Below are 23,443 nucleotides of genomic sequence, written 5' to 3'. Positions count from 1 at the left end.
CGTGAAAACAGCGATAAAAACAGCGATAAAAACGGCTGCGGCGCAAAGCCTTTGAAAGCCTCGCGCCGCGCGTTGATTCAACAGAAGGTTTGTTTCAGTGAAGCCTTGTTTCAATGAAGCCTAATGCCGAGCTGAACTCAACGCCATGCATCGACGATAATCTTCTTCAGCACATGCAGCTTCCGATGAAAGAAATGCTCGCCGCCGGGAATGACCACCACCGGTAATTCCTGCGGCCGGGCCCACTCGTAGACCGAACTGATAGGCACGGTCTCGTCGACTTCACCGTGGATCACGAGCGTGTTGTCGGGCACCTCGGCCACCTGCCAGTTACTCGCTGCCGTCCCGACGAACACCATCCGCTCGATAAGCTCACCCGATTCGCGCAAGTGCTTCGCCACATGCGACATCACAAAGGTGCCGAACGAGAAACCGGCGAGCACCAGCGGGACATCTGATTGCCCCGGCTGTGCGCGCATATGAGCGACCACGGCCAGCAGATCGTCGCGTTCGCCCGTGCCGTTGTCGTGCTCGCCTTGCGTTTCGCCCACCCCGCGAAAATTCGAGCGATACGTAATGTACCCAAGCTGGACGAGCGTGCGCGCGAGAGTCTGCGCGACCTTGTTGTCCATCGTTCCGCCGTATAGCGGATGCGGGTGCGCAACCAGCGCAATGCCTCTTGTGGGCGCTCCGTCGCCGGGACGATCCAGTGCGACTTCGATCTTGCCTACGGGGCCGTCGATCAGGAACCGTTCGGTCTGTGTGTTCATTGTGCGAGCCCTCAGACCACAGGCTGATCGAGCAGCAAACGCTCGACGATCTTGCCGTTCACCAGATGCGAATCGACGATTTCATCGATATCCGCTTCATCCACATACGTGTACCAGGTTCCTTCGGGGTACACGACGACCACCGGCCCCAGCTCACAGCGCTCGAGGCAACCGGCCTTGTTGATGCGCACCTTGCCATCGCCGGCGAGGCCGAGCTGTTTCACGCGCTTCTTCGCGTACTCCTGCATGGCCTGCGCATTGCAATTCGCGCAACTCGGACGCGCGGCGTCGGGGTCGCGCTGGTTGAGGCAAAAGAACACGTGATATTTGTAGAACGGGTCCATGAGCTTGGCCGGAAGATGTTTGATGTCGTAGGGATTTTTGTGTTGCTTTCGGCCGATTATAACGACCCGCGCTTTTCGCCGCCGCCGCGCCGCCGGGCCAGAAATGCGCGCTCCGCAGTCGATGCCAGCCAGCCAAGTGCGGCATACGGCCACACCCACGCAAGCCACTGCGAAAGGCCGTTGAAATGCAGATAGCGCCCCTGGCGCCAGTCGGCCAGCACGATATCGAAGTAGGGATTGACCGGCAGCAGGTTCACCAGCACCAGCGCCACGATGAGCGCAAGACCTGCCAGCGTCGCCCGCCACGCCCGCGAGCATCGCAGGGAAAGCAGACTCGCCAGCGTTCCGCACGCTATGCCGGCAATGGCGCCATCGGTAGCCCAGTTAAAGGTGAGCCCGGAACGCGATTGCAGGAAGGTCGCGCCCGCCTTCGCGCCAAGCGTCGCGATCACCACGCCGAGCAACAGCCGCACGCGCGGCGCGCGGGTGCGCATCGGCAATGTGGCCAGCACCAGCGCGGCGAACAGGTTGAGCGAGGTGATGAGCGTTTCCCAGGCGGCGTCGGGGAGCTTCGCGCCCAGATGCGCCGGCCACGCCGCGACGTTCCATGCGGCCGGTGTCCACGCGAGCAGTGCGTCCTGCATGACCGGATCGATACTCGACCACAGCACACGCGGCAAATCGCCGACGGCGAACAGGAACGGTGCGGGATACATCGCGGCGAACGGCCAGAGCCCGGATAAGCCGATCATGTACGCGGCATCGCGCTCGAACCACATGAAACGCATGCGCCGCAGCAAGCCGCGGTCGAGCAGCATGCTGGTCGCAGGCGCGGTGAGCGCGGCTCCCAGCAGCGCACCGAGGGCGTTGGCGGCCAGGTCGAGATTCGACGCCACGCGCGTGGGCAGATAGGTCTGCACCGCTTCCATCGAGCCCGACAACATCGCCCCGCCGATAAACGCCACGCCCGCCGCGAGCGCGCCGCGCCAGCGCGGATAGAGCGCAAGCACGGCGAGCGCGCCGAACGGCATGTAACCGAGCACGTTGGTGATGACGTCGAACGCGGTGAGATATTGCGGCAGCGGATCGGTGAGATACGCGAACGGGCCGATTCCCTGCGAACGCCAGCCGGAAAACGGATACAGCGACCCGTAGACCACGAGCATGGTGTATGCCGCCAGCGCCTGCCGCGAGAGCGCGGACGGCCGCCGCTGCCAGTGCTTGAGGATCATGCGCGCCGCCCCGGTTCTTGCGATGTGGAGCCGCGTGCGGCGTCGACGTACGTGGCACTCACTGGGCCGTCCTGGGCACGTTCGCGGCCTTTACCGCTGTCACTGCGAAGCGACCAGCGGCTGCACGCCGAGCCATGCCGCCATTTGCGCGATCAGGTCGTCGGACGCAGCGGCGAGCGCACGCGCGCCCCCGGCGGCATCGGCCGTGTATGAAGGCGCCCGCGCGATGAACGTGCGCTGGCCGACCACCTGCCCATGCTGCGACAACGTCACCCGCGCCGACACTTCGCCATGGCTTTGCTCGGGGGCATCGAAGACTTGCTCGAAGTCCGTCAGATCGACCTGCAACGTGGGTGCGCGCATCGGGTCCGCGCCCGTGAGCACCGGTCCGCGCGAGGCCAGCGCCGCGCGCAGACGCTGCGTGAGCAGATCCGCCGGCGACATGGTCCAGCGGCTGTCCGCGTAACTGCCTGTGCGCTGGGTATCGGCATATTTCAGGCGATACACGAACGCGTCGGTATCCAGGTTTTTCGCCGAGTTCACCGCCAGCACTTTCACCGGCGGCATGTTCATGCCGTTGCCAAGCGGCGTGGGATCGCCCAGGTCGTAGCGGATATTCGACACTGCCGCGGGCGGTCCCGACGCGCAACCTGCGAGCAAGGCAATAACAGCCACGCTGATAAAACCGGAGCGCGCCCGCGGCAGCGGGCGCGCAGCGCGCTTCGATAAGCGCATCGCCTGCAAGATCGTGTGTGGCATCACAGTTTCCTTTTCAAGATCAAAAAACGCCTGGACATCGAACTCTGGTCCGCCAGATTCGTGAGGCCAGCGGACTCGGCGCCAATTTCCACGACTTCATTTCGATGGCGCCGACGGCCACTGGAACCCCGGCTCGCCAGGTCCCGGCGCCGGCCGTGGCGCACCGAACAGCACGCTGCGCGGATTCCGGTTGAATGTCTCGGCGGCGTGATCCACCGAGCGCGCCGCACTGCCCACGTCGTCGGCCAGGGAATTCACGCGTGGCAAGGTCTCGTAACCCACCCGCGCGGCCATCTCCTGCAACGACTCGTTGACTTCGTTCAGGGCCCGGCCGGCACGTTCAGCCGCGTCACCCGCCTTGTTCATGTTGGTGACAAACGGGCCGTCCGGCCGGCTCAAGCTGTTCGCGAGCGCATTGGTCGACTCAAGCGTCCGGTCCAGTTGGTTCAGCGTACGCGGCAATTGCTCCGCCACCGGGCCGACCTGCTTGCTCAACACCGCGATGCTGTCAGCCGCGCCTTGCAAGCTCTTCGCGGTCTGCTGCACCTGGTCACGCATGTCGTCGGACATGAATTTGTCGGCATCGTCGGCTATGCGTTCAAACTTTTTGATGAGGATGTCACCGCGTTGCTGCAACTGGTCGAACAAGCCCGGACGTAATGGCAGCGAGGCCACATCCTTCGCCGATGAAGGTAACGGCGCGAGATTCTTGCCGGTGTCGTCGAGTTGCACGAACGCGATCCCCGTCACGCCCTGGAAACCGAGCGTGGCGAACGTGGACTTTGTGATCGGCGCGTTCTTGTCGACCTCGATACGGATGCGGATCTGCCCCGGATTAGCATGATCGAACTTGATGGACGCCACCTTGCCCACGCCGAGCCCGCGATATCGGACGTCGGCGTCGGTGTACAAGCCCGTCACATTGGTGCGCGCAACCAGGTCGTACGGCACGCGCACGGTGCGGTCCACGTTGAAAAAAAACACCGCGACGCCGATAGCAGCCAACAGCCCGATAGTGAACAGACCGGCCCAGAACGCATGGGATTTGTTTTCCATCAGCAGGTTCCTTTTTTTACTACTTACTGCCAGAGCTTTCCTAAAAACCGTTCGTTAGAACGATTAAAGCGCGGGACCGCATGGCGCGTCTTCCAGCGCGATCGCCGGTAATTTTGCGCGGCGCTCGGGCGGCAGCGCCTGTAACGCGCGCCTGCCGCGCCGCCCAAGAAAATATTCGCGGATAAACGGGTGATCCACGGCCACCGCCTGCTCCACAGGAGCCGCCACCAGCACGCGCCGCTCGGCCAGCACAGCCACCCGCGTGGATAGCGCGACCATGGTGTCGAGGTCATGGGTGACGAGAACCACGGTCAGCCCGAGCGCCCGGTGCAGCGTGGCGATCAGGTCGACGAATTCGTCCGACGCCTTCGGGTCCAGCCCCGCCGTGGGTTCGTCGAGAAACAGCAGTTCGGGTTCAAGCGCAATGGCGCGCGCAATTCCTACGCGCTTGACCATGCCGCCCGACAACGCCGACGGCATCTTGCTCATGTTCTTGCACGACAGGCCGACCATTTCCAGCTTGAGCATGACGAATTCGCGGATCAGGTCCTCCGGAATCTTGCCCAGCTCGCGAAACGGCTGCGCGATGTTGTCGTACACCGATAGCGACGAGAACAGCGCGCCCTGCTGGAACATCATGCCGGAGCGCGTGCGCAGGATGCGCGCGGTGTCGTCGTCCATGTTCGCCCACTCGTCGCCGAGCACGCGGATCGTGCCCGACGTCGGCGACTCCAGCCCGAGCATCTGCCGAACGAGCGTGGTCTTGCCGGACCCCGAGCCGCCCAGCAACGCGAGGATTTCTCCGCGCCGCACTTCCAGGTTCAGATGCTCGTGAATCACCGTATGGCCGTAGCGTTTTGTCACGTCCACGACTTCGATCACCGGTTCGGCGGTGACGGGCGTTGGTTTGTCGCGAACGGCGGAGGCGAGAGTAGCCGACATCAGAGGCCCACCGACTGGAAGAGGATCGCGAACACGGCGTCGGCGAGAATCACGATGGTGATGGACGACACCACCGAGGTGGTCGTCCCTTCGCCCAGGCTCTGCGAATTCGCCTTGATGCGAAAGCCGAAATGACACGCGGCCAGCGCGATCAGCATACCGAACACCACGCCCTTGCCGAGCCCGATCCACAGGTTGGCGATCGGCACGACCGAGGGCAGCGAACGCGCAAAAAAGGACAAGTCGATACCCAATACCAGCTTCGCCGCCAGCGCGCCGCCGAGCAGCGAGACCATGTTGGTCCACATGACCAGCAGCGGCATGGCAATGCCGAGCGCCAGCACGCGCGGCAGCACGATCCGCAGGCCGTGCGGGATACCCATGACCTGCATGGCGTCGAGTTCTTCCGTCACGCGCATCACGCCGATCTGCGCGGTGATGGCGGAGCCGGAGCGGCCGGCAACCAGGATGGCCGACAGCACCGGCCCGAGTTCGCGGATCACCGAAAGCCCCAGGATATTCACGATGTACTGGTTCGCGCCAAACATGCGCAGTTGCTGCGCGGACAGGTAACTCAGCACGATACCGATCAGGAACGCCACGAGCGCCGTGATACCGAGCGCCTGCGTGCCTGCGGAATAGACGTTCGCCGAGATTTCGGTCCACGGAATGCGCTTCGGACGCCGCACCAGCCCGATCAGGTCGAGCACGAAGCCGCCGAACATGGCGAGGCCGCCGTGCAGATGCTCGAAGAACGAGAACAGCATCAGGCCGAAGCGCGTGATCGGATCAACACGATCGATTTGCTCGGGCTCGTCGCGATTCGCGTCGAGCAACGCGACCCGTTCGAAAATTTCCCTTTGCGTGTCCGAGAGCGCGACGCGCTCCGGCAGCTTCCTGCCCCACACGCGCCACAGCGCCTGTCCGCCGACGTGATCGAGCCGCTCGACGGGCAAGAGGTCCCACTGCTTGATGGCTTCCTGCCCGACACTGCGCAACCGGTCCACGACGCCGCGCTTGGAGCTCGCGTGATCGCGGGCCAGTGCAAATGCCGTCCACTGGCCGGAAAGCCGGACAACCTTGCCCTGCTGGCCGGACTCGACCTTCAGGCCGGGCGGAGTGTCGAAGTTCAAGGCTGGAAAACGCTCCGGGTAAGGTGGAGGGAGAAGTCATTGTAGCGAAGGTACGTGATGGAATCTCGAACAGGCGGGGCGTTGGCCAAGCGGCCAGTGTTTTCGCGCTCAGGCGCGTTGCAACAACCGGCGTGCGCGTTTCCCCCGCCCAACTCCCGGGCTTCAGATCGCTACAATGCGGATATGAACTCATCCAACTCGTCTTTCCCGCTCGACGCCGCCTGGCGGATCGACCGCGACCGGCTGATGTCGCTGGCCGCGCGGCCGGTGCGCGACTGGCCAATCGAGATCGTCGATGAAACGGGCTCCACGAATGCCGACCTGATGGCGCAGCTCAAGGAGCAGCCCCGCAACAAGACATCGGCGTCGGCACCCGACTCGTTCTCGCCACGTTCCACGCTGAAGGCTGCCGATGGCACGCCGTTCGTGCGGGTTGCGTACCTGCAGACAGCCGGCCGAGGCCGCCGGGGCCGCGCGTGGCTGGCGCAACCGGGCAACGCGTTGTTGTTTTCCACGGCCTGCGTATTGCCGCGGCCGCTGGAAGGGCTCGCGGGGCTTAGCCTCGCCGTCGGCACGGCCGTGCTCGACGCGCTGAACAGCCTGCCGCTGACGGCATCGGCCAGACTGGCGCTGAAATGGCCGAACGACATCCTGCTCGACGACGGCAAGCTCGCCGGCATTTTGATCGAGACGGCGTGGAACACGCCGCGCGCAAGCGCGGTGGTGATTGGCATTGGCATCAACCTGCACGGTGCGGCGGAATTGGCGGCCGAACTCGATGAAGCCCAGCGTCGAAACGCTCTTCCTGTGCCGGGCAACACACCGGCGTCCTTGTCGCGGGCGTGGCCCGAAGCGAATCTCACCGATACCCTCGCCGCCGTCCTGAACGCGCTCGACGCCACCCTCGCGCGTTTTGCCGCCGATGGCTTCCGCCCGTTTCGCCAGCAGTGGCTCGCCGCGCACGCTTATGCGGGCCGCGAGGTGGTGCTGCTGGAACAGGGTGTGGAAGTGGCGCGCGGCCTGGCGGTGGGTATCGACGATAACGGCCAGCTGCAGATCGACACGCCAACTGGCCTGAGAACCGCCGCCACCGGCGACGTATCGCTGCGGCTCGCGGAGCAACGGCCGTGAGGGATGCACCGTTTCTGCTTATCGATGCAGGCAACAGCCGGATCAAGTGGTCACTGCTGAGCGCCACGCATGAACCGCTGGGCGGCGGCGCGTTTGAACACGTCGACGCTGAAGCCCTGCTTGCCGATATAGCCGATTGGCCCAGCTTGCCAACGCCCGCGGGCGCATGGATTTCCAATGTGGCGGGAGCACGCGTGGGCGAGCGCATTACAGCCCTTCTCGATGCGCACTGGCCCGGCTTGCCCAGCACGATCGTGCACGCTCAGGCGCAACAATCGGGCGTGACGAACCGCTACACGGAACCGGCTGCGCTCGGCAGCGACCGGTGGTGCGGCATGATCGGCGCGCACGCTGCGTACCCGGGGGAAAACCTGCTGATTGCCACCATCGGAACGGCAACGACGCTTGAAGCGCTCCTCGCCGATGGCACGTTTACAGGCGGCCTGATCGCGCCCGGCTGGCTGCTGATGATGCAATCGCTCGGCACCCACACGGCACAATTGCCCACCCTTCTGCCTGACACTGCCCGTCGGGCGATCAGTTCATCGAGCGGAATTTTCGCGACCGACACGCGCACGGCTTTATCGTCGGGATGCCTGCTCGCGCAGGCGGGTTTGATAGAACGCGCGTGGCACGATCTGCGCGCCCAATGGAACAACGACGTACGCCTGATTCTCAGCGGCGGCGGCGCCAGCGAAGTGGCGGGCGCGCTCAAGGTGCCGCATACTCGCCACGACTCACTCGTGCTCGCGGGACTTGCACTGATCGCTCGCGAAGCCACCGTTTCCCGTTCACCTGTTTGATGGAGCGCTTTCCATGTTGCGCTGGCTGCTCGCCGTTTTATTTCTGGCAAACCTGTTGATGTTCGTTGTTCTACAAGGCGTGTTCGGACCGCTGCCGGCGGCCGGCGGACGCGAACCACAACATCTCGACCGGCAAGTGCATCCGGAACTGGTTCGGGTTCGTCCGATCGGTCCCGAAGAAGCCGCCGATCAGCCCGTGGTCGGTGGTCCCGCGCCCGCGGCTTCCGTTCAGGCGGCGCCGCTCACGCAATAAACTGTTTTCCGGCGACGACGACGACGCGCTTATTTCTCCGCGCCCTGAGTGCGCACTTTCTTGAGCAAAGCAGTCGTCGAGCGATCGTGCTCGAATGGAATGGCGAGCGCCTTGCCGCCCCAACTGCGCACCAGCGCCGATTCCGCCAGCTTGTCCATGTCGTAGTCGCCGCCTTTCACCAGCACGTCCGGATGCAATTCGCCGATCAGCTCCAACGGCGTGAACTCCTCGAATTTCACCACCCAATCCACGCTTTCCAGCGCGGCCAATAGCGCCATGCGGTCGTCTTCGCGATTGATCGGCCGATCGTCGCCTTTGCCGAGCATACGCACCGACGCGTCGCTGTTCACACCCACGATCAGCGTTGCACCCAACGCCTTGGCATCGGCGAGATAGGTCACATGGCCGCGATGCAGGATATCGAAGACGCCGTTCGTGAAAATCACCGGCGAAGTAAATTGTGGGCGCACAGCAGCGAGCGCGTCGCGCGTCATGATCTTGCGTTCGAAGGGAGCGGGCATGTCCGTGTCTTTAAGCGATGGGGGATTCGGAAGGGCCATAGTGTGCCACGCGTGCAGGCACGCCTGCGCGTACTGCGCGCGTTGCGTATGAAACGCATCCTTCATAAACAAAACAGCCCGCCGGTCACAAACCGGCGGGCTGTTCAAAGCAACGAGTCAGGATTCCAGTCAGGCCGGCAGTTGCGTCGCGCTTTGTGCAGCTTGCAGCCGCAACACCACTTCCTTACGATACCTGTTCAACTCCTGCGCCGTGGCGAACGAGCGTTCGAACAGAATGGAAAGGTTATGCAGGATCCGTTCGACGACTTTCTTTTCCCAGCTGTCATCGAAACGAATTTGTTCGTCGAGCCAGTGTTCGAGCCACTCCGGGTCCGGCAAACGCGACTGGATCGTGTCGCGCGGAAACAGCGCCTGGTTCACGTGGAGATTGGTCGGATGCAGCGGTTTTTCCGTGCGCCGTGCCGATGCCATCAGGACACCGATCTTCGCAAATGCGGCACGCGCGATATCGCCGGTCTGCGTCATCGCTTTCTTCATGTAACGCAGATACGCGCCGCCGTGACGTGCTTCGTCGCGTGAAATGGTTTCGTAGATGTGTTTGATCACCGGCTCCGTATGCCACTCAGCCGCGCGCCTGTACCAATGGTTCAGGCGGATCTCGCCGCAGAAGTGCAGCATCAGCGTTTCGAGCGGGGGAGCGGGATCGAATTCGAAGCGAACGGCATCCAGCTCTGCTTCGGTCGGCACCATGTCAGGCTTGAAGCGGCGCAGGTATTCCATCAGCACGAGCGAGTGTTTCTGCTCTTCAAAGAACCACACGCTGATAAACGCCGAAAAATCACTGTCGTTGTGGTTGTCGCGCAGGAACATTTCTGTCGCGGGCAACGCGGACCATTCGGTGATCGCGTTCATCTTGATGGTCTTGGCTTGTTCGTCGGTGAGCAGCGCCGAGTCGAATTTGTCCCAGGGAATATCTTTCTCCATGTCCCAACGAACCGATTCCAGCGATTTATACAGTTCCGGATAAAGCATCGTGTTCATAGTCCACCCCTGGTTTGCAACGTAGCGCGACAGTTCTGTCTGTTGTAACTTTAGCCGGCTACGCGCGGGAATCCGCGCCGCCGGCGGCGAAGCTTTCAATTTTACGCGGGAATCAGGCGCTCAGATGCAAAAACGGTAAAGAAGCACCTGTCGCGTCCCTCTGCGACTTTTTGCCCGTTGCAAACGCGCACCATTAAGCAGCGTTGCACTATCTACCGTGGGTGAGGAGCGAACCCTGTGCCTGAGGTAAGTACGAAGCGCGAGCCGTGATGCAGCTCGTTAAAGCCTGTTTGTTTAAAGCCTGTTTAATACTTTGTAAAAACCCGGTTGCCTGGGCGAGAACCTCGCCAGACTTGCGCCACCGTCCTGCTGAGTACTTCGCATGAAGCATGCCTTTGGCGCGTGACAGGCACAAGGCGCAACATGTTTTACACCCCGCCCACTGACCACACCCTCGGGCGTGACCATGAATCGTGTTCCTGGTCACGCCGGGGCTAGCCACGCTGCATCGACCGCAGTGCTAAGCGGACAACGCAGGACAATGCCGCAAACCGCGCGTCGATCATAGCATGGCGCTATGACGCCACTGCGCTACAGCCTCTTCAATCGGCCCGAGTCCCGCGACGTTCAACACGCCGTCAGGGAGCTTGCGCCGTAATGCAGGACTGCTGCCGCCAACCCAGATTGCCACCTCCGGAGGCAGCACCGTGCGCAACTCCGCGAGTCCGTTGAGCACGGCCTGCACCGGCATGGAAGCGGAAAACGACAGAGCGACAATCTCGATTTCGTGGGCGAGAACGGCGTTCACTATGTCCTGCTGCGGCGTCTGGGTTCCAAGCGCCATGCATTCGCAATCCACCAGGGCAAGCATGGCCTCCGCCATCAGGATGCCGAGCCCGTGCGCCTCGCCCGGAAGCGTGGTGAGCACCACCCGCGGGTGCGCGCCGCGCCCGCGCAAAGCTTCGGAGAGCGGGCGCATCAGCGAGCGCAGCGTGATCTGCATGGCTTCGCTGAACAGATGCTCGTGATAGACCTGCAGCGTGCCTGCCGCCCATGCATTGCCCACTCGCGCCGACAGAGGCGCGGCTGTATCGAGAACGAAGCGCGAGAGCCCTTCGCGCGTGGCCCGCTTGAGCAGCTCGAAGCGGAAGTCGTCGTATCGGCCCACGCGCAACAGCTCAACGAGCCGATCGAGTGCCGCGTCCGGCGCGTCCTGTCCCACTCCCGAATCCTCAGCCAGCTGCTGCAGATGCGTGATGGATTGCGGCAGGACCTTGCTCGGCCTGTGGCCCGCGTCGAGCAGGCGCTTGACCAGACGCAGCTTGGTCACCTGCTCCTGGGGATATAGCCGCTCGCCGCCCGATGACCGCAACGGTTGCGGGAAGCCGTATCGACGCTCCCAGACCCGCAACGTGTCCTTGGTCAACCCGATCTCGTTTGCAATCGCACCAATACCGATACCAATTCCGATGCCAGCGCCGCCTGTCGCAGCATCGTCCTCCGCTGTGCCCGCCGGGTCGGGACTGACCGCCGTCGCGCTTCCGGTTTCTGTCCGGCCAGCCGCCGAGGTGTTCAAGGATGGACCGGTTTCTGATTCATTTGTCATGGACAAACTCTTAAGCAAACAAATTAATCAACGAAGCAAAATTCGACTTATATCTAATGTTTATGGACTTTTCCAACGATCCGAAACATTATTAATCATAGACGAAATTTCTTTTTTGTAGTGGACAAAATTTCGTCAACAAACGGCCGTTTAATTCCGGCTGCGTGCATCCATCGCGCCTGGGAATGCGTAAATCAACTTGAACGCGGCATGAGCCACCGCCGCTTGTTCCAGACAAAGAGCCGTCAGAGCCATCAGGCAGTCGACACAAAAGACAAAGACACACGGAGCAACGTCATGAAAGTTGCGGTAATCGGAGCGGGGATTTCTGGGCTCGCGTGCGCGTACCGGCTGGCGAAGGCCAACGCGGGTATCGACGTAACGCTGTTCGAGGCCAACGGCTACTTTGGCGGTCATACGAACACCGTGGATGTGACGCTCGACGGCATTACGCATGGCGTGGATACGGGCTTCCTGGTCTTCAATCACCGTACCTATCCGAACCTGGTGAAGCTCTTCGAAGAACTCGACGTTCCCACCACCGCGACCGATATGTCGTTCTCCGTATCGCTGACGGATCGTCGGCTGGAGTGGGCGGGCAGCGACCTCAACACGGTTTTCACACAGCGCCGCAATCTGCTGCGCCCGGCGTTCCTGCGCATGCTCGCCGATATCCTCCGCTTCAACCGCACGACCACCGCGTTGGCGCTGGCTGGCAAGGACGTGCAACTCGCCGAGCCGGTGAGCGGTTTTCTCGAACGCGAAAAGTTTTCGACGGCATTCCGTGACTGGTACCTGCTGCCGATGATCGGCGCAATCTGGTCATGCTCCACATCGCAGATGATGGCGTTTCCCATCGGCACGCTGATTCGCTTTTGTCATAACCACGGCCTGCTGCAGGTCAACGACCGGCCGCAATGGCATACCGTCAACGGCGGCGCGCGCGAATACGTGCGGCGAATGCTGCCGGTCATAGGCGATGCCCGCGCCGGTGCGGCCGTGACATCGGTGAGGCGCAGCGCGCGCGGCGTGGAGATCGATAGCACCAGGGGACTGGAACACTTCGATCACGTCGTGCTTGCGTGCCACAGCGATCAGGCACTGGCGCTTCTCGCCGATCCCTCACACGCCGAATCGGCGACGCTCGGCGCGATCGGCTATGCGCCGAACCGCGCCGTGTTGCATACGGATGTTTCGCTCTTGCCGGCACAACGCGCATGGTCGGCATGGAACTACGAAAGCCGCACCGGTGAGCTTGGCGGCGAGCCGCAGTTATGCGTGCATTACCTCATCAACAAGCTGCAACCGTTGCTGTTCAAGACGCCGGTCATCGTCTCGCTGAATCCGGTGCGTGAGCCGCGTCGCGACACGGTGATGCGCGAGTTCGCCTACAGCCACCCGGTCTTCGATCAAGCGGCTGTCCAGGCGCAACGCACCTTGCCGTCGATGCAAGGCGTACGCAACACGTGGTTCGCGGGTGCATGGACCGGTTACGGCTTCCACGAAGACGGCCTGAAGTCGGGGCTGGAAGCGGCCGCGAAGCTGACCGCCATCGCGGCCGTTGCGGCGGTCGCGGCACCAGGCAGCAATGAACCGGCGCTTGCAGCATGAGTACGCCCGCCCCTCAATCCTTCGATGCCCCCGACCTGCTGCTCGTTGGACCAGTGCGTCACAAGCGGCTGCGCCCGGCACGCAACGCGTTTTCGTACGGCGTCTATACGTTGAGGCTACCCCTGCGCGCTCGCGCGGCCAGGCTGGCTCAAGGGTCGCAACGAGACTCGCGCCTGTTCGCAACGAATCGATTCGGTTTACTAAGCTTTTACGACAGCGACCATGGCGCCGACGGACAAACGGCGCTTCAATGGATCGAATCGATGCTGCATGAAAACGGCATCCATGACGCCACCGGCGAGATCTTCCTGCACACCTTCCCGCGGGTGCTGGGCTACGTCTTCAATCCGGTGAGCTTCTGGTTTTGCGAGCGCTGGGACGGCTCGTTGCGCGCCGTGGTTTGCGAAGTGAACAACACCTTCGGCGAGCGCCATTGCTATCTGCTCGATCCGGGCAGCGGCGTCCTGAACGGCGCGCCGCTCACGGCCGCCAAGGTCTTCCACGTGTCGCCGTTCTGCAAGGTGCAAGGGCATTACACCTTCCGCTTCATGTTTGCATCGCCGAAAAGCGGTAAGCCGATGCGCTCGCTCGCGCGCATCGACTACGACGACGGCGAGGGTCCGCTGCTGCTCACCAGCATCGCGGGAAGCGCACGCCCGCTCGATGCCCGCAACGTGCTGCGCGTGTTCTTCGGCTACCCGCTGATGACGTTTGGCGTCGTCGCGAAAATTCATTGGCAGGCGCTGAAGCTGTTCTTCAAGCGCGTGCCGCTCCTCAGCAAACCCACTCCGCCGGCTGCGAACGTCTCGCACGAGCGGGCCGAATTGCCGACCAGGTGACTTGCAAATGTCGACACAGCCCTCCTCTCCTTCATCGCTTCGCAGGCCGGCATCGTCATGGTTCATGCGGCCTTTGCTGCGGACCCATGGCGCGTTGCGCAAACCCGCGGCTGCGCGCGTGGTGCTCAGGCTGATGAGCCAGCTTCAATACGGCGTCCTCGATGTCCACCTCCCCGACGGCACCACGCGCCGCTTCGGGCAAGCATCAGACGCCCCCGGCAACCCGCCGCACGCGCGGGTCGTGCTGACCAACTGGAACGTGTGCGCGGCGGCGCTCAAGAGCGGCGATATCGGCTTTGCCGACACGTACCTGGCGGGCGACTGGCATACCGACGATCTCGCCGCGCTGCTCGACATCATGGTGCGTAACCGCACGACGATTGAAACGGTCGTCTACGGTTCGTGGCTGGGCAAGCTGACGAACCGCTTCCGGCACCTGCGCAACGCAAATACGAAGGAAGGCAGCCGGCGCAATATCCACGCGCATTACGACCTTGGCAACGCGTTCTACAAGCTCTGGCTCGACAGCACGATGACCTATTCGAGCGCCCTCTTCGATGGCTCGCCGGACCAGACGCTCGATGATGCGCAACGTGCAAAATACCGGCGGCTGTTGAACGAACTGAAGCTCGAAGATGTCGATCTGAACGTGCTGGAAATCGGCTGCGGCTGGGGCGGGTTTGCGCAACTCGCTGCAAGCGAGGCGAAAGCGCACGTGACCGCCCTGACGCTGTCCACCGAACAACTCGCTTACGCGCAGCAGCGTGTGGCTGATGCGGGCTTAAGCGATCAAACCGATCTTCGCCTGCAGGATTACCGCGATACCCACGGCCAGTTCGACGCGATTGCATCGATAGAAATGTTCGAAGCCGTCGGTGAGGAATATTGGCCGAGCTACTTTGAATGCATCAAGCGCAATCTCAAGCGCGGCGGTCGGGCATGCGTGCAGACGATTACCATCGACAATGCGTTGTTCGATCGTTACAGGACAAGCACCGACTTTATCCAGCAGTATATTTTTCCAGGCGGTATGCTCCCTTCGCCTGCCGTATTCGTGCAAACGGCGGAACGCCATGGGCTGAAAGTGGTCAACCAGTTCTCCTTTGGCCGCGACTATGCCCGCACGCTCAGGATATGGCGCAATGCGTTTGTTGCTCACCTCGACCAGATCCGTGCACAAGGATTCGACGAACGATTCATCCGCTTGTGGGACTTTTACTTATGTTATTGCGAGGCCGCGTTCGCGCACTCGAACACCGACGTCATCCAGTTCACGCTGGAGCACGCCTGATTGCGAGCGCCTTTGCTGCTGCGCTCGCGCTTGTGCTGATCGTCTTGCCGCTGCAGGCGTTTGCTTTCGACGCCGCATCGGTCGTGCGTCAGACGATTCCCCAGGCGCGCGTGCAGGGCGAAGGCGAGTTGCGCATGTACGGTTTTCATATCTACGACGCCACGCTGTTTGTCGGGCCAACGGGTCTGTCGAGCAAGGAATTGACGGTGCGGCCGTTTGCGCTGGATATCGAATACGGTCGTGCCTTCAAGGGCGCCGCGATCGCCAAGAGAGGCCGCCAGGAAATGGATGAACTGAAGGTGGCCAGCAAGGCCCAGACGGCGCAATGGCAAGAGGAGATGGAAACGATCTTCCCGGACGTGCAGCCGGGAGATCATGTCATTGGCGTATTCGTGCCCGAACGCGGCACGACGTTTTATGCCGACGATAAAGTCATCGGCACCATTCCCGGCGACGATTTCGCTCGCGCATTCTTCGCGATCTGGTTCGATCCGCGCACGTCCGCGCCGGGCTTGCGCAACCAGCTGCTCGCCAACGGCGCGGCGCAGTAGCTCAAGCGTTCAGCCTCTGCGCCGAGCCGCCTGAAGCATCGGTCAAAGCGGTTTCTTTCGTGGCGCCGCTTTCTTCGCAGGCGCTTTCTTCGCTGCGGCTTTCCTGGCCGCGGATGGTGCGTCGGCCTCAGACGCCTCAGGCGGAGCATCGGCGTCGGGCGGTTCTATATCGTCATCATCGTCGCCATTTTCGTCTTCATCCGTGCTCATGCTCGGCGTCGCCGCGCCGGCATTTTGTTGCGCCATCGCCAAGGCCGCAAGGCCGTTGAATTGCGACTGAAGCAGGTTCCACCAGCCCGAAGGATCGAATGAAGCCTCGCTCGCGCCGGTCTCATTGGGCGCCTCCGTTCCCGGTTGTGGTTGCGGCTCCGCTTCCGCCTTCGGTTTTTCCGGCGGCGGCGCAGGCCATCCGGATCTGGCCGATGGCGCCGGCGATGAAGCCTTCTCCACCGACGACTGCGCGAACGCCCCGAAAGCACGCAGCGTAGCAAGCGTCGCGCGCTGCACTTCCAGCGCCTGGATAGCGGACTGCAGCATGTTCAGGTTGAGCTTGAGCCATTGCTCGACCGCGCGCATATCCTTGATGCGCTTGTCGAGTTCTTCGACGTTCGTGAGCGGCGCGAGCATGTCGGACATCATGGACAGCGACGGGGACCCGCCGGGTGCGGCCGCTGCCGCGAAGGGGTTCAGCTTCATCATGTCCCACATCTTTTCCATCATGTCGCCCTGGGGGAAACCGGTCATGCCTGGGAAACTTCCAAAGGGCGGCGTACCACCGGGCGTATCGGTCATGAGACTTTCTCCTTGATGCTACGGGTACGTACGAGATGGGGATAAAACCACAAGATAGTCGATGCGGACCTAAAACGGCGATCCGCCCGGGAAATCCGGCGCGCGCCGCTCACGCAGCGACTTGATGCCTTCCTGAACATCGGGCCCGGAAAAGCCCATGAATTCGAGCGCCAGCGAGGTATCGAAGGCCGGACCGGCCGTGCGCAGCCAGTTGTTCAGCGCATATTTCGTCCAGCGGATGGCCGTCTGTGAACCTTGCGCCAGACGATTCGCGACTTCAATGGCTTTCGGCATCAGTTCGCTTTCGTCCACCGCCAGCGACACCAGCCCGATGCGCTCCGCTTCCTCGCCGCTCACCGGTTCGCACAACAGCAGGTAATACTTCGCTTTCGCCATGCCGCACAGCAACGGCCACACGATGGCCGCGTGATCGCCGGCGGCCACGCCGAGCCGCGTGTGTCCATCGATAATGCGCGCGGTTTTCGCCGCGATGGAAATATCGGCGAGCAGGCCTGCCACCAGTCCCGCGCCGACCGCTGGTCCGTGCATGGCCGAGACGATCGGCTTGCTGCAGTTGATCACGTTATAGACAAGATCGCGCGCCTCGCGCCAGACGCGTGCGCGGACGTCGAAGTCGGAGGCCATCTGTTCGACCAGACCCAGGTCGCCGCCGCCCGAAAAACCCTTGCCTTCGCCGCGAATCAACGCCACGCGCGTATCAGGATCGCGATCCACGTCACGCCAGATATCCGCCAGTTCGCGATGCATGTTGGCATCCGCGGTCGCGAGTCCGCTCTTGTTCGCGCCAGCGCCGTTCATCACGATTTCGAGCACACCGTGATCGTGCCGCCGCAATTCCAGCGACGTGTAATGCGCGTAAAGGGAAAGGTCGCTCATGGTCGTCTCTTGGCTTAAGAAAGATCAACGCGGTTGATAGATCCACTTGCCGTTCTCGATCTCCGCAATCACACGGGCGCGTTGATCGAGACCGATGTGATCGTTCGGCGTCATGTTGACCAAGCCGTTCGAGTCCGCAAAATTCTTCGTGTTTTCCAGCGCATCGCGTAACGCCGTACGGAACTCGGGCGTGCCCGGCGCGCCCGCTTTCAACGCCAGCGGCACTGCGCGATTCAGCAACATGCCTGCATCCCATGCATACGAACCGAACGCCGAGACCGTGCCCGCGCCGTACTTCGTTTCATACAGCTTGATGTACTCGAGCGCGAGATGTTTGGCCGGATGATCGTCGGGCAGTTGCGAGGCGACGAGCACCGGGCTCGTCGGCAGGAACGTGCCGTTGCAATCCGCGCCGCACACGCGCAGGAAATCGCGATTGCCCGTGCCGTGATTATGATAAATCGTGCCTTTGTAGCCGCGTTCTTTCAAGGTCTTCGGCGGCAGCGCGGCAGGCGTTCCCGCAGCGCCCACGACCACCGCATCGGGCTTCGCAGCCAGGATCTTCAGCACCTGACCGGTCACGCTGGTGTCCGTCCGGTTGAAGCGCTCGTTCGCCACCATCGTGATGTGGTGAAGCTGCGCGAACTTCGCTACTTCAGCATAAAAGGTCTCGCCGAGCGCGTCGGCCTGACCGATGTACGCCATCGTTTTCACGCCGTGATTGCTGGCATGCTCGGCAATCGCGGACGCCATCATCGCGTCGGTTTGCGGCGTCTTGAAGACCCAGTGACGTTTGGCATCAACAGGTTCAATGATCTTCGATGAAGACGCGAGCGAGATCATTGGCGTCTGACCATCGGCGACCACATCGATCATAGCGAGCGAGTTCGGCGTAATCGATGAACCGATGATCGCGTCCACGTGATCTTCCGAGATCAGCTTCTTCGTGGTCTGGACGGCTTGCGTGGTGTCGGAGGCGTCATCGAGAATGATGTAATCCACCGGGCGGCCGCCCATTTCCTTCGGCAACAGCGCCACCGTGTCGCGTGCCGGAATGCCCAGCGACGCGGCCGGCCCCGTCAGCGACAACACCAGCCCGATCTTCACAGGCGGCGTCTGCGCCAAGGCTGCCGTTGAAAGTGTGATCAAAACACCCGCCGCGAACTGCTTGAACGCCGTTCCCCATCCGCCGCCTGACTGCATCGAAGTCTCCTTGTTATGGGCGCGTCGACGCAGGTTTTTGTAAGCGTTTCGACGCAATGCGGCAAGTGTAGGGCGGCGCAGCATAGGAGCGCATCGGGCGAAACCCCTTGCCGATGGCCTTGGCTATGCGTTCAGCTATCCATTCAGCGCCACGACCGACTGATCGATTGCGCCGAAAATCGACTTGCCGGCGTCATCGAATATCTCGATCTTCACGCTGTCGCCGAACTTCATGAACTCGGTGGTGGGCGCGCCATGTTCGATGGTTTCCAGGCAACGCTTCTCGGCAATACAGCAATAGCCCCGCTTCGTATCCTTGTTCGACACCGTGCCTGAACCGACGATCGATCCCGCGCGCACGTTGCGAGTCTTGGCCGCGTGCGCGATCAACTCGCCGAAGTTGAAGACCATGTCGGTGCCGCAATCGGGCTGGCCGACCTTCTTGCCGTTCCAGTGCACGATCATCGGCCGATGCACACGGCCTTCGCGCCATGCATCGCCCAGTTCGTCGGGCGTGACCGCAACCGGCGAGAACGCGGTCGCCGGCTTGCCCTGGAAAAAACCGAAGCCTTTGCCAAGTTCCGCCGGGATCAGGTTGCGCAGCGAGACGTCGTTGACCAGCATCAGGAGGCGCACGTGCCTGAGCGCGTCGGCGGGTTTGACGGCCATCGGCACGTCGGTGGTGATCACGGCCACTTCGGCTTCAAAGTCGATGCCATAAGCCTCCGATGCACACACGATATCGTCCTCAGGTCCGAGCAGATCGTCGCTGCCGCCTTGGTACATCAAGGGATCGGTCCAGAATTCAGGTGGCATTTCCGCTTTGCGGGCGCGTCTCACGAGCTCGACGTGGTTCACGTAAGCCGATGCGTCCGCCCACTGGAATGCGCGGGGAAGTGGCGCCATACAGGCTTTGGGGTCGAACGCGAACGAGTGGCGCGCGCGGCCCTGGTTAAGCGAATCCGAGAGATCCAGCAACTGCGGCGCGTAGAAAGTCCAGTCGTCCAGCGCGCGTTGCAGCGTTGGCACGATCGCGTCGGCAATGGCCGCCGTGCGCAAATCACGCGATACGACGACCAGTTGGCCGTCGCGCGTTCCGTCCTTCAGCGTGGCAAGTTTCATAACCCGTTTTGTACGTTTAGTGACGATGGAGGAAATCTATTTTACGATGGTGAATCATGTCGGGGCGGTTTTGAGATGTTTCGGGCTGATGCGGTGAAATGGTTTGCCGCGTTTGTCGCTTCGTTTCCAGGGCTGGTGGACGTCGGTTTTGAGCGGTGATGGCGTTTGCCGGTTGCCGTTCGCTTAGCTGTTACCGTCGCCATATTGGCCGCCCACGCACCCGACCTGACCTTGTATTTGAACCGGCTCGCGCCCTCATCGATTTCTCCATGCCCTCTCCCAGCCGTCCCGGTTCGTCCGTCTCGCCCACGCTGCCCTTGTCCGAACAGGCCGAAGCGGACGATACCCTCGACCGCGCCGATTCCTCCGACCCAAGCGACCCCGCCGACCCCGCCGAAGAAAAGTCCCGCTCCGGCATCCAGTCGATCGAAGTCGGCTTCCGCCTGCTCGATGTGCTGACCAACGAGCCGCGCGCGATGATGTTGCGCGATCTCGCCCAGCGGGCCGGCATGAGCCCGGCGAAGGCGCATCGATACCTGGTAAGTTTCCTGCGGCTTGGCGCGGTCTCTCAGGACCCGGTTTCCGGGCGCTATGAGCTCGGTGGTTTCGCGTTGCAGATGGGTTTGGCGCGCCTCGCCCGAGTCGATGGCGTGAAGCTGGCGCGCATCGCGCTCACAGGTTTGCGCGACCGGCTGGACCTCACCGTGGGGATCGCGGTGTGGGGCAATCAGGGCCCGACTGTCGTGCACTGGATGGAGTCGAGCTATCCCGCGAAGGCGTCGTTGAAACTGGGCGATGTGATGCCGCTGTTGTCATCGGCGACGGGTTTGCTGTTTGCCGCGTGGCTGCCGCGCAGCAAGACGCAAGCGATGCTCGATCGCGAACTCGCCGCCACGCGGCAGTCGATGGCAGACATTGAACCGGTGCTCACCGAGATCCGCGCACACGGGGCCGCACGTGTGGAGGGCATGTTGCTGCCGACGATCCATGCGTTCTGCACGCCGGTGTTCGACTCGACCGGGGATCTCGCGCTCGGGTTGATTGCGCTCGGCCACGAAGGATCATTCGATACCCGCTGGGGCGGCGTAATCGACACCGCCTTGCGCGAATGCGCTGCGCAACTGTCTTACGAACTCGGGTACACACCGGGAGAACGGTAAGGCCTGGGGATTGCATGATGCGTCACACGCGCGGAACATCGCGGCGTGCCCGAGAGTCATATGCGTTTCGTGGGTGTTTTCGCATTTGCATGGTCCTTTGATCAGTCGCTTGCTTTCGTGATGGTTGCCGATCATTCGCCCTGCAGTGTTGTACCGTTTGCCTCACCACGCGCGTTTCCGAGCTAGCCGATGCCGTTCTCCCTGCCGTCCTCACTGTTTCGCCGCCGCGCCACTGCTGGCGCATCGTCCGACAATTCATCCGCCAACCGTTCCCTTCGATGGGTCGTGTGGCTGGTCGTGCTGCTCGTTGTCCTGGCACTGCATTGGCTAGCCGGGAGATGGGTGGAGAGGAGCAGGAACGCGTCGAATCCGGAACCGGCTGAACATGTCCCGGTGCAGGTCGAGTTGCTGACGCCCAAGCCGATAGCGCAAGCGCCGAAGCCTGCCGCGCCACCTCCGCCCGCTCCCAAGCCCAAGCCGGCGCCGCAACCCAAACCCCAGCCCACGCACGCCATCACGACTGCGCAGACTGAACAAGCGGCTCAAGCCGCGAAGGCAGCACAAGTAGCAGAGGCAGCTCAAGCAGCCGAAGCAGCGCAGGCGGAACAAGCGGCTCAAGCAGCCCAAGCCGCCGCGAAAGCAGCAAGCGAAGCTGCAGCCTCCCAAGCAGCTGCGGCCGCCTCGGCAGCCGCCACATCCGGCGATAAATTCAGCGTCCCGCCCACCGGCGAACTTCGTTACGACACGCGGATCAACGGCGTGATGAATCAGGTCGGCAATATCCACTGGGTCAACGATGGCCAGCACTACGAGATGGTCGTGTCCATCCCCTTGCCGTTCGTCGGACCATATGTCTATTCGAGCAAAGGGCATATTGATGGCTTCGGGATTGCGCCCGAGCAATATTCGGAGCAGCGTGGCCGCCGCGCCGCCGACATCACGGTCTTCGATCGCACCACGAAGCAACTGGTCTACACCCGCACGCCGAACAACCAGCCGCTCGCCGATGGTGCGCAAGACCGCTTCAGCGTTGTCATGCAGTTATCAACTCTGGTGCGCGGTTCACCCGATACCTACAAGCCCGGCGTAGTGCGTCAATTCAGTGTCGCCGATAACGACAGCAACGAGATCTGGCCAATCGAAACCGTCGGCGATGAAAACGTGCAGACCGCCGACGGCTACATACAGGCTCGCCATTTCACCCGCCTGCCGCGACGCGAAGGCGATCGCCGGCGTCTCGACATCTGGCTCGCGCCTGCGCTGGGCTGGTTGCCCGTGCGTATTCTGCAGACGGAGCCGAACGGCATGCAGATCGAAATGCTCTGGCGCGGCAAGCTGCAACCGCCGTCCGGCGCGCCGGGCCAATCCGGTGCGGGCACGCCAGATGCGACAGCAGATGCAACACCCGCTGCGCCTGGAACCGACAAACCCTGATATCGGCTCGATTTAACACAGGCTTAAGTCAGGCCATCTAGACTGAATAACATCAAGATTTGACGCAAAACTCCGTTAAACAGGTGATGCAAGAGGATTCGTGAAAGTGTGAAGATAGTTCGATCGCGAACTGATGCCGCTTCCCAACGGGGCCAGTATGGAACTGTCGATCAAGCGGTCAGCACGGGATGAAATGGTTGTACGTACATCGGTGGAAGGTTTCGCGAAGGTCGCCAAAACACGCCGCTATATCGACCTGAGAGAGCAATTGACATCGATCAAAACGCCCAAGAGGGTCATTGCTGTCGATGCAGATGAAAATGGTGGTGAATTCCACCATGAATGCAAGATTCGCAATACTTGACGTGGTAAATCTGTCCCTAGTAGAAGAAACACAGCGTTTCAGGGCACTTCTGGAAACATTTTTGCGGGAGAATGTCTAACAAAGGTCCTCGATGGGCTTTCGGTCTTAACGTCGAGGCCACCCCTTGAATTCCAACCCAAACGCTCAATGTAAGACGCAGAAACGCCTTACGGGCAAACAGGAATAAGGAGTGTCGCCATGCAAATGATCTACAACAGCCCTAACTATTGTGTAGTTGAATTCCCCCCGCAGGACAACCATCTCGCGATGAAGGCGGGCGGTTACGAGATCGTGGACAAGACCATGCAACGTGAAATCTTCATTGACGGCGCGCTTGCTGCGCGGTTTCGCGAGCATGTCCAGAAGTTGATGCAGGAAGAACAATCGTTGGAAGATGTGGACGAGTTTCTTGGCCAGTTCGACATCTTGATGAATCAGCCGGTGATCCTTCACTAAACGTTGTATCCCGCGTTGAAGCATGGCCAAGCGGTAAGAACCCTCAGCGACACACTCTAAAAACCCCGCCACGAAAGTGGCGGGGTTTTTTGTTCCTGACGCCTGGATTGCCCGGTGTTTTGGAAAGCGCCA

General features: G+C 61.9%; 25 protein-coding genes. 11 read left to right on the top strand and 14 right to left on the bottom strand.

Features of this window, described 5'->3' with window-relative positions; all coding sequences use genetic code 11:
* Positions 1-137: 137 nt before the first annotated feature.
* From ACSOSP_RS14635 to ACSOSP_RS14605, 7 genes are all read right to left on the bottom strand, one after another.
* Entirely contained in the window at positions 138-770 is a 633-nt protein-coding gene (locus ACSOSP_RS14635) for an alpha/beta hydrolase (RefSeq protein ID WP_455307740.1), read from the bottom strand.
* Positions 771-781: 11 nt separating this feature from the next.
* Positions 782-1,114 (bottom strand): (2Fe-2S) ferredoxin domain-containing protein, encoded by a 333-nt coding sequence (locus ACSOSP_RS14630; protein WP_031357137.1) that lies wholly within the window; start codon positions 1,112-1,114, stop codon positions 782-784.
* Positions 1,115-1,170: 56 nt separating this feature from the next.
* Positions 1,171-2,346 (bottom strand): VanZ family protein, encoded by a 1,176-nt coding sequence (locus ACSOSP_RS14625; RefSeq protein WP_455307738.1) that lies wholly within the window; start codon positions 2,344-2,346, stop codon positions 1,171-1,173.
* A 99-nt stretch (positions 2,347-2,445) separates the two neighbouring features.
* Positions 2,446-3,081 carry an ABC-type transport auxiliary lipoprotein family protein gene (locus ACSOSP_RS14620; protein ID WP_455310974.1) on the bottom strand — a complete coding sequence of 212 codons (636 nt, stop codon included), beginning with the start codon at positions 3,079-3,081 and terminating at the stop codon, positions 2,446-2,448.
* A gap of 120 nt (positions 3,082-3,201) precedes the next feature.
* Positions 3,202-4,161 carry an MlaD family protein gene (locus tag ACSOSP_RS14615; RefSeq protein ID WP_455307736.1) on the bottom strand — a complete coding sequence of 320 codons (960 nt, stop codon included), beginning with the start codon at positions 4,159-4,161 and terminating at the stop codon, positions 3,202-3,204.
* Positions 4,162-4,224: 63 nt separating this feature from the next.
* Positions 4,225-5,103, bottom strand: coding sequence for an ABC transporter ATP-binding protein (locus ACSOSP_RS14610; RefSeq protein WP_455307735.1), 879 nt, complete (start codon positions 5,101-5,103; stop codon positions 4,225-4,227).
* Positions 5,103-6,236, bottom strand: coding sequence for an MlaE family ABC transporter permease (locus ACSOSP_RS14605; RefSeq protein ID WP_455307733.1), 1,134 nt, complete (start codon positions 6,234-6,236; stop codon positions 5,103-5,105). The genes ACSOSP_RS14610 and ACSOSP_RS14605 overlap by 1 nt, the downstream gene beginning before the upstream one ends.
* 183 nt (positions 6,237-6,419) lie before the next feature.
* Between ACSOSP_RS14605 and ACSOSP_RS14600 the strand changes: the two genes are divergently transcribed.
* From ACSOSP_RS14600 to ACSOSP_RS14590, 3 genes are read left to right on the top strand one after another with little or no spacing between them, the layout of a single operon-like run.
* On the top strand, positions 6,420-7,367 hold the full coding sequence (locus ACSOSP_RS14600; RefSeq protein WP_455307731.1) for a biotin--[acetyl-CoA-carboxylase] ligase: 948 nt from the start codon (positions 6,420-6,422) through the stop codon (positions 7,365-7,367).
* Positions 7,364-8,170, top strand: a complete 807-nt coding sequence (locus ACSOSP_RS14595; protein WP_455307729.1) for a type III pantothenate kinase — start codon at positions 7,364-7,366, stop codon at positions 8,168-8,170. The genes ACSOSP_RS14600 and ACSOSP_RS14595 overlap by 4 nt, the downstream gene beginning before the upstream one ends.
* Before the next feature lie 13 nt (positions 8,171-8,183).
* Positions 8,184-8,423, top strand: a complete 240-nt coding sequence (locus tag ACSOSP_RS14590) for a hypothetical protein (protein WP_455307727.1) — start codon at positions 8,184-8,186, stop codon at positions 8,421-8,423.
* A 29-nt stretch (positions 8,424-8,452) separates the two neighbouring features.
* On the opposite strand, the gene rfaE2 is transcribed toward ACSOSP_RS14590, so the two are convergent.
* The 3 genes from rfaE2 to ACSOSP_RS14575 form a co-directional block, all read right to left on the bottom strand.
* Positions 8,453-8,944, bottom strand: coding sequence for a D-glycero-beta-D-manno-heptose 1-phosphate adenylyltransferase (rfaE2, locus tag ACSOSP_RS14585; protein WP_455307725.1), 492 nt, complete (start codon positions 8,942-8,944; stop codon positions 8,453-8,455).
* 168 nt (positions 8,945-9,112) lie between these two features.
* A complete protein-coding gene (locus tag ACSOSP_RS14580; protein WP_455307723.1) occupies positions 9,113-9,985 on the bottom strand; it encodes a ferritin-like domain-containing protein in 873 nt (290 codons plus the stop codon).
* Positions 9,986-10,547: 562 nt separating this feature from the next.
* Positions 10,548-11,591 carry a MerR family transcriptional regulator gene (locus tag ACSOSP_RS14575; protein ID WP_455307721.1) on the bottom strand — a complete coding sequence of 348 codons (1,044 nt, stop codon included), beginning with the start codon at positions 11,589-11,591 and terminating at the stop codon, positions 10,548-10,550.
* Between the two features lie 297 nt (positions 11,592-11,888).
* On the opposite strand from ACSOSP_RS14575, the gene ACSOSP_RS14570 reads away from it, so the two are divergent.
* Genes ACSOSP_RS14570 through ACSOSP_RS14555 form a run of 4 tightly spaced genes read left to right on the top strand, consistent with a single transcriptional unit; the run spans position 11,889 to position 15,883 of the window.
* Complete coding sequence (locus ACSOSP_RS14570) at positions 11,889-13,202, top strand: NAD(P)/FAD-dependent oxidoreductase (RefSeq protein ID WP_455307719.1); 1,314 nt, start codon at positions 11,889-11,891, stop codon at positions 13,200-13,202.
* Positions 13,199-14,041, top strand: coding sequence for a DUF1365 domain-containing protein (locus ACSOSP_RS14565; RefSeq protein ID WP_455307717.1), 843 nt, complete (start codon positions 13,199-13,201; stop codon positions 14,039-14,041). The genes ACSOSP_RS14570 and ACSOSP_RS14565 overlap by 4 nt, the downstream gene beginning before the upstream one ends.
* Before the next feature lie 7 nt (positions 14,042-14,048).
* The gene (locus ACSOSP_RS14560) at positions 14,049-15,332 is read left to right on the top strand and encodes a class I SAM-dependent methyltransferase (protein ID WP_455307715.1); all 1,284 of its coding nucleotides are present in this window, start codon (positions 14,049-14,051) and stop codon (positions 15,330-15,332) included.
* Positions 15,263-15,883 (top strand): chalcone isomerase family protein, encoded by a 621-nt coding sequence (locus ACSOSP_RS14555; RefSeq protein WP_081889349.1) that lies wholly within the window; start codon positions 15,263-15,265, stop codon positions 15,881-15,883. Before ACSOSP_RS14560 ends, ACSOSP_RS14555 begins: the two co-directional genes overlap by 70 nt.
* A 42-nt stretch (positions 15,884-15,925) precedes the next feature.
* On the opposite strand, the gene ACSOSP_RS14550 is transcribed toward ACSOSP_RS14555, so the two are convergent.
* The 4 genes from ACSOSP_RS14550 to ACSOSP_RS14535 form a co-directional block, all read right to left on the bottom strand.
* A complete protein-coding gene (locus tag ACSOSP_RS14550) occupies positions 15,926-16,675 on the bottom strand; it encodes a PhaM family polyhydroxyalkanoate granule multifunctional regulatory protein (RefSeq protein WP_455307713.1) in 750 nt (249 codons plus the stop codon).
* Between the two features lie 69 nt (positions 16,676-16,744).
* On the bottom strand, positions 16,745-17,572 hold the full coding sequence (locus ACSOSP_RS14545) for an enoyl-CoA hydratase/isomerase family protein (RefSeq protein ID WP_455307711.1): 828 nt from the start codon (positions 17,570-17,572) through the stop codon (positions 16,745-16,747).
* Between the two features lie 24 nt (positions 17,573-17,596).
* The gene (locus ACSOSP_RS14540; protein WP_455307709.1) at positions 17,597-18,775 is read right to left on the bottom strand and encodes an ABC transporter substrate-binding protein; all 1,179 of its coding nucleotides are present in this window, start codon (positions 18,773-18,775) and stop codon (positions 17,597-17,599) included.
* Positions 18,776-18,910: 135 nt separating this feature from the next.
* Positions 18,911-19,897: a fumarylacetoacetate hydrolase family protein gene (locus ACSOSP_RS14535; RefSeq protein ID WP_455307707.1), complete on the bottom strand. Its 987-nt coding sequence runs from the start codon at positions 19,895-19,897 to the stop codon at positions 18,911-18,913.
* A gap of 269 nt (positions 19,898-20,166) precedes the next feature.
* Here ACSOSP_RS14535 and ACSOSP_RS14530 point away from each other — a divergent pair, with 269 nt between their 5' ends.
* The 4 genes from ACSOSP_RS14530 (at position 20,167) to ACSOSP_RS14515 (ending at position 23,311) form a co-directional block, all read left to right on the top strand.
* Complete coding sequence (locus tag ACSOSP_RS14530) at positions 20,167-21,057, top strand: IclR family transcriptional regulator (RefSeq protein ID WP_455307705.1); 891 nt, start codon at positions 20,167-20,169, stop codon at positions 21,055-21,057.
* Positions 21,058-21,246: 189 nt separating this feature from the next.
* Positions 21,247-22,491, top strand: coding sequence for a DUF3108 domain-containing protein (locus ACSOSP_RS14525; RefSeq protein ID WP_455307703.1), 1,245 nt, complete (start codon positions 21,247-21,249; stop codon positions 22,489-22,491).
* Between the two features lie 157 nt (positions 22,492-22,648).
* The gene (locus tag ACSOSP_RS14520) at positions 22,649-22,855 is read left to right on the top strand and encodes a hypothetical protein (protein WP_455307701.1); all 207 of its coding nucleotides are present in this window, start codon (positions 22,649-22,651) and stop codon (positions 22,853-22,855) included.
* Positions 22,856-23,053: 198 nt separating this feature from the next.
* The gene (locus ACSOSP_RS14515; protein ID WP_056358215.1) at positions 23,054-23,311 is read left to right on the top strand and encodes a BTH_I0359 family protein; all 258 of its coding nucleotides are present in this window, start codon (positions 23,054-23,056) and stop codon (positions 23,309-23,311) included.
* The last annotated feature ends 132 nt before the right edge of the window (positions 23,312-23,443 follow it).

This window comes from Caballeronia sp. KNU42, assembly GCF_053760385.1.
This window is presented reverse-complemented; position numbering and strand designations above follow the sequence as displayed.

What these genes read in the sequence shown, in the direction of transcription:
- ACSOSP_RS14620 (WP_455310974.1), bottom strand. Translation starts at nt 3,081, where the DNA reads ATGCGCTTATCGAAGCGCGCTGCGCGCCCGCTGCCGCGGGCGCGCTCC.
- ACSOSP_RS14580 (WP_455307723.1), bottom strand. Translation starts at nt 9,985, where the DNA reads ATGAACACGATGCTTTATCCGGAACTGTATAAATCGCTGGAATCGGTT.
- ACSOSP_RS14535 (WP_455307707.1), bottom strand. Translation starts at nt 19,897, where the DNA reads ATGAAACTTGCCACGCTGAAGGACGGAACGCGCGACGGCCAACTGGTC.
- ACSOSP_RS14630 (WP_031357137.1), bottom strand. Translation starts at nt 1,114, where the DNA reads ATGGACCCGTTCTACAAATATCACGTGTTCTTTTGCCTCAACCAGCGC.
- ACSOSP_RS14540 (WP_455307709.1), bottom strand. Translation starts at nt 18,775, where the DNA reads ATGCAGTCAGGCGGCGGATGGGGAACGGCGTTCAAGCAGTTCGCGGCG.
- ACSOSP_RS14530 (WP_455307705.1), top strand. Translation starts at nt 20,167, where the DNA reads ATGCCCTCTCCCAGCCGTCCCGGTTCGTCCGTCTCGCCCACGCTGCCC.
- ACSOSP_RS14600 (WP_455307731.1), top strand. Translation starts at nt 6,420, where the DNA reads ATGAACTCATCCAACTCGTCTTTCCCGCTCGACGCCGCCTGGCGGATC.
- ACSOSP_RS14550 (WP_455307713.1), bottom strand. Translation starts at nt 16,675, where the DNA reads ATGACCGATACGCCCGGTGGTACGCCGCCCTTTGGAAGTTTCCCAGGC.
- ACSOSP_RS14515 (WP_056358215.1), top strand. Translation starts at nt 23,054, where the DNA reads ATGCAAATGATCTACAACAGCCCTAACTATTGTGTAGTTGAATTCCCC.
- ACSOSP_RS14565 (WP_455307717.1), top strand. Translation starts at nt 13,199, where the DNA reads ATGAGTACGCCCGCCCCTCAATCCTTCGATGCCCCCGACCTGCTGCTC.
- ACSOSP_RS14615 (WP_455307736.1), bottom strand. Translation starts at nt 4,161, where the DNA reads ATGGAAAACAAATCCCATGCGTTCTGGGCCGGTCTGTTCACTATCGGG.
- ACSOSP_RS14570 (WP_455307719.1), top strand. Translation starts at nt 11,889, where the DNA reads ATGAAAGTTGCGGTAATCGGAGCGGGGATTTCTGGGCTCGCGTGCGCG.
- ACSOSP_RS14545 (WP_455307711.1), bottom strand. Translation starts at nt 17,572, where the DNA reads ATGAGCGACCTTTCCCTTTACGCGCATTACACGTCGCTGGAATTGCGG.
- ACSOSP_RS14625 (WP_455307738.1), bottom strand. Translation starts at nt 2,346, where the DNA reads ATGATCCTCAAGCACTGGCAGCGGCGGCCGTCCGCGCTCTCGCGGCAG.
- ACSOSP_RS14575 (WP_455307721.1), bottom strand. Translation starts at nt 11,591, where the DNA reads ATGACAAATGAATCAGAAACCGGTCCATCCTTGAACACCTCGGCGGCT.
- ACSOSP_RS14525 (WP_455307703.1), top strand. Translation starts at nt 21,247, where the DNA reads ATGCCGTTCTCCCTGCCGTCCTCACTGTTTCGCCGCCGCGCCACTGCT.
- ACSOSP_RS14610 (WP_455307735.1), bottom strand. Translation starts at nt 5,103, where the DNA reads ATGTCGGCTACTCTCGCCTCCGCCGTTCGCGACAAACCAACGCCCGTC.
- ACSOSP_RS14520 (WP_455307701.1), top strand. Translation starts at nt 22,649, where the DNA reads ATGGAACTGTCGATCAAGCGGTCAGCACGGGATGAAATGGTTGTACGT.
- ACSOSP_RS14555 (WP_081889349.1), top strand. Translation starts at nt 15,263, where the DNA reads ATGTTATTGCGAGGCCGCGTTCGCGCACTCGAACACCGACGTCATCCA.
- rfaE2 (WP_455307725.1), bottom strand. Translation starts at nt 8,944, where the DNA reads ATGCCCGCTCCCTTCGAACGCAAGATCATGACGCGCGACGCGCTCGCT.
- ACSOSP_RS14635 (WP_455307740.1), bottom strand. Translation starts at nt 770, where the DNA reads ATGAACACACAGACCGAACGGTTCCTGATCGACGGCCCCGTAGGCAAG.
- ACSOSP_RS14560 (WP_455307715.1), top strand. Translation starts at nt 14,049, where the DNA reads ATGTCGACACAGCCCTCCTCTCCTTCATCGCTTCGCAGGCCGGCATCG.
- ACSOSP_RS14590 (WP_455307727.1), top strand. Translation starts at nt 8,184, where the DNA reads ATGTTGCGCTGGCTGCTCGCCGTTTTATTTCTGGCAAACCTGTTGATG.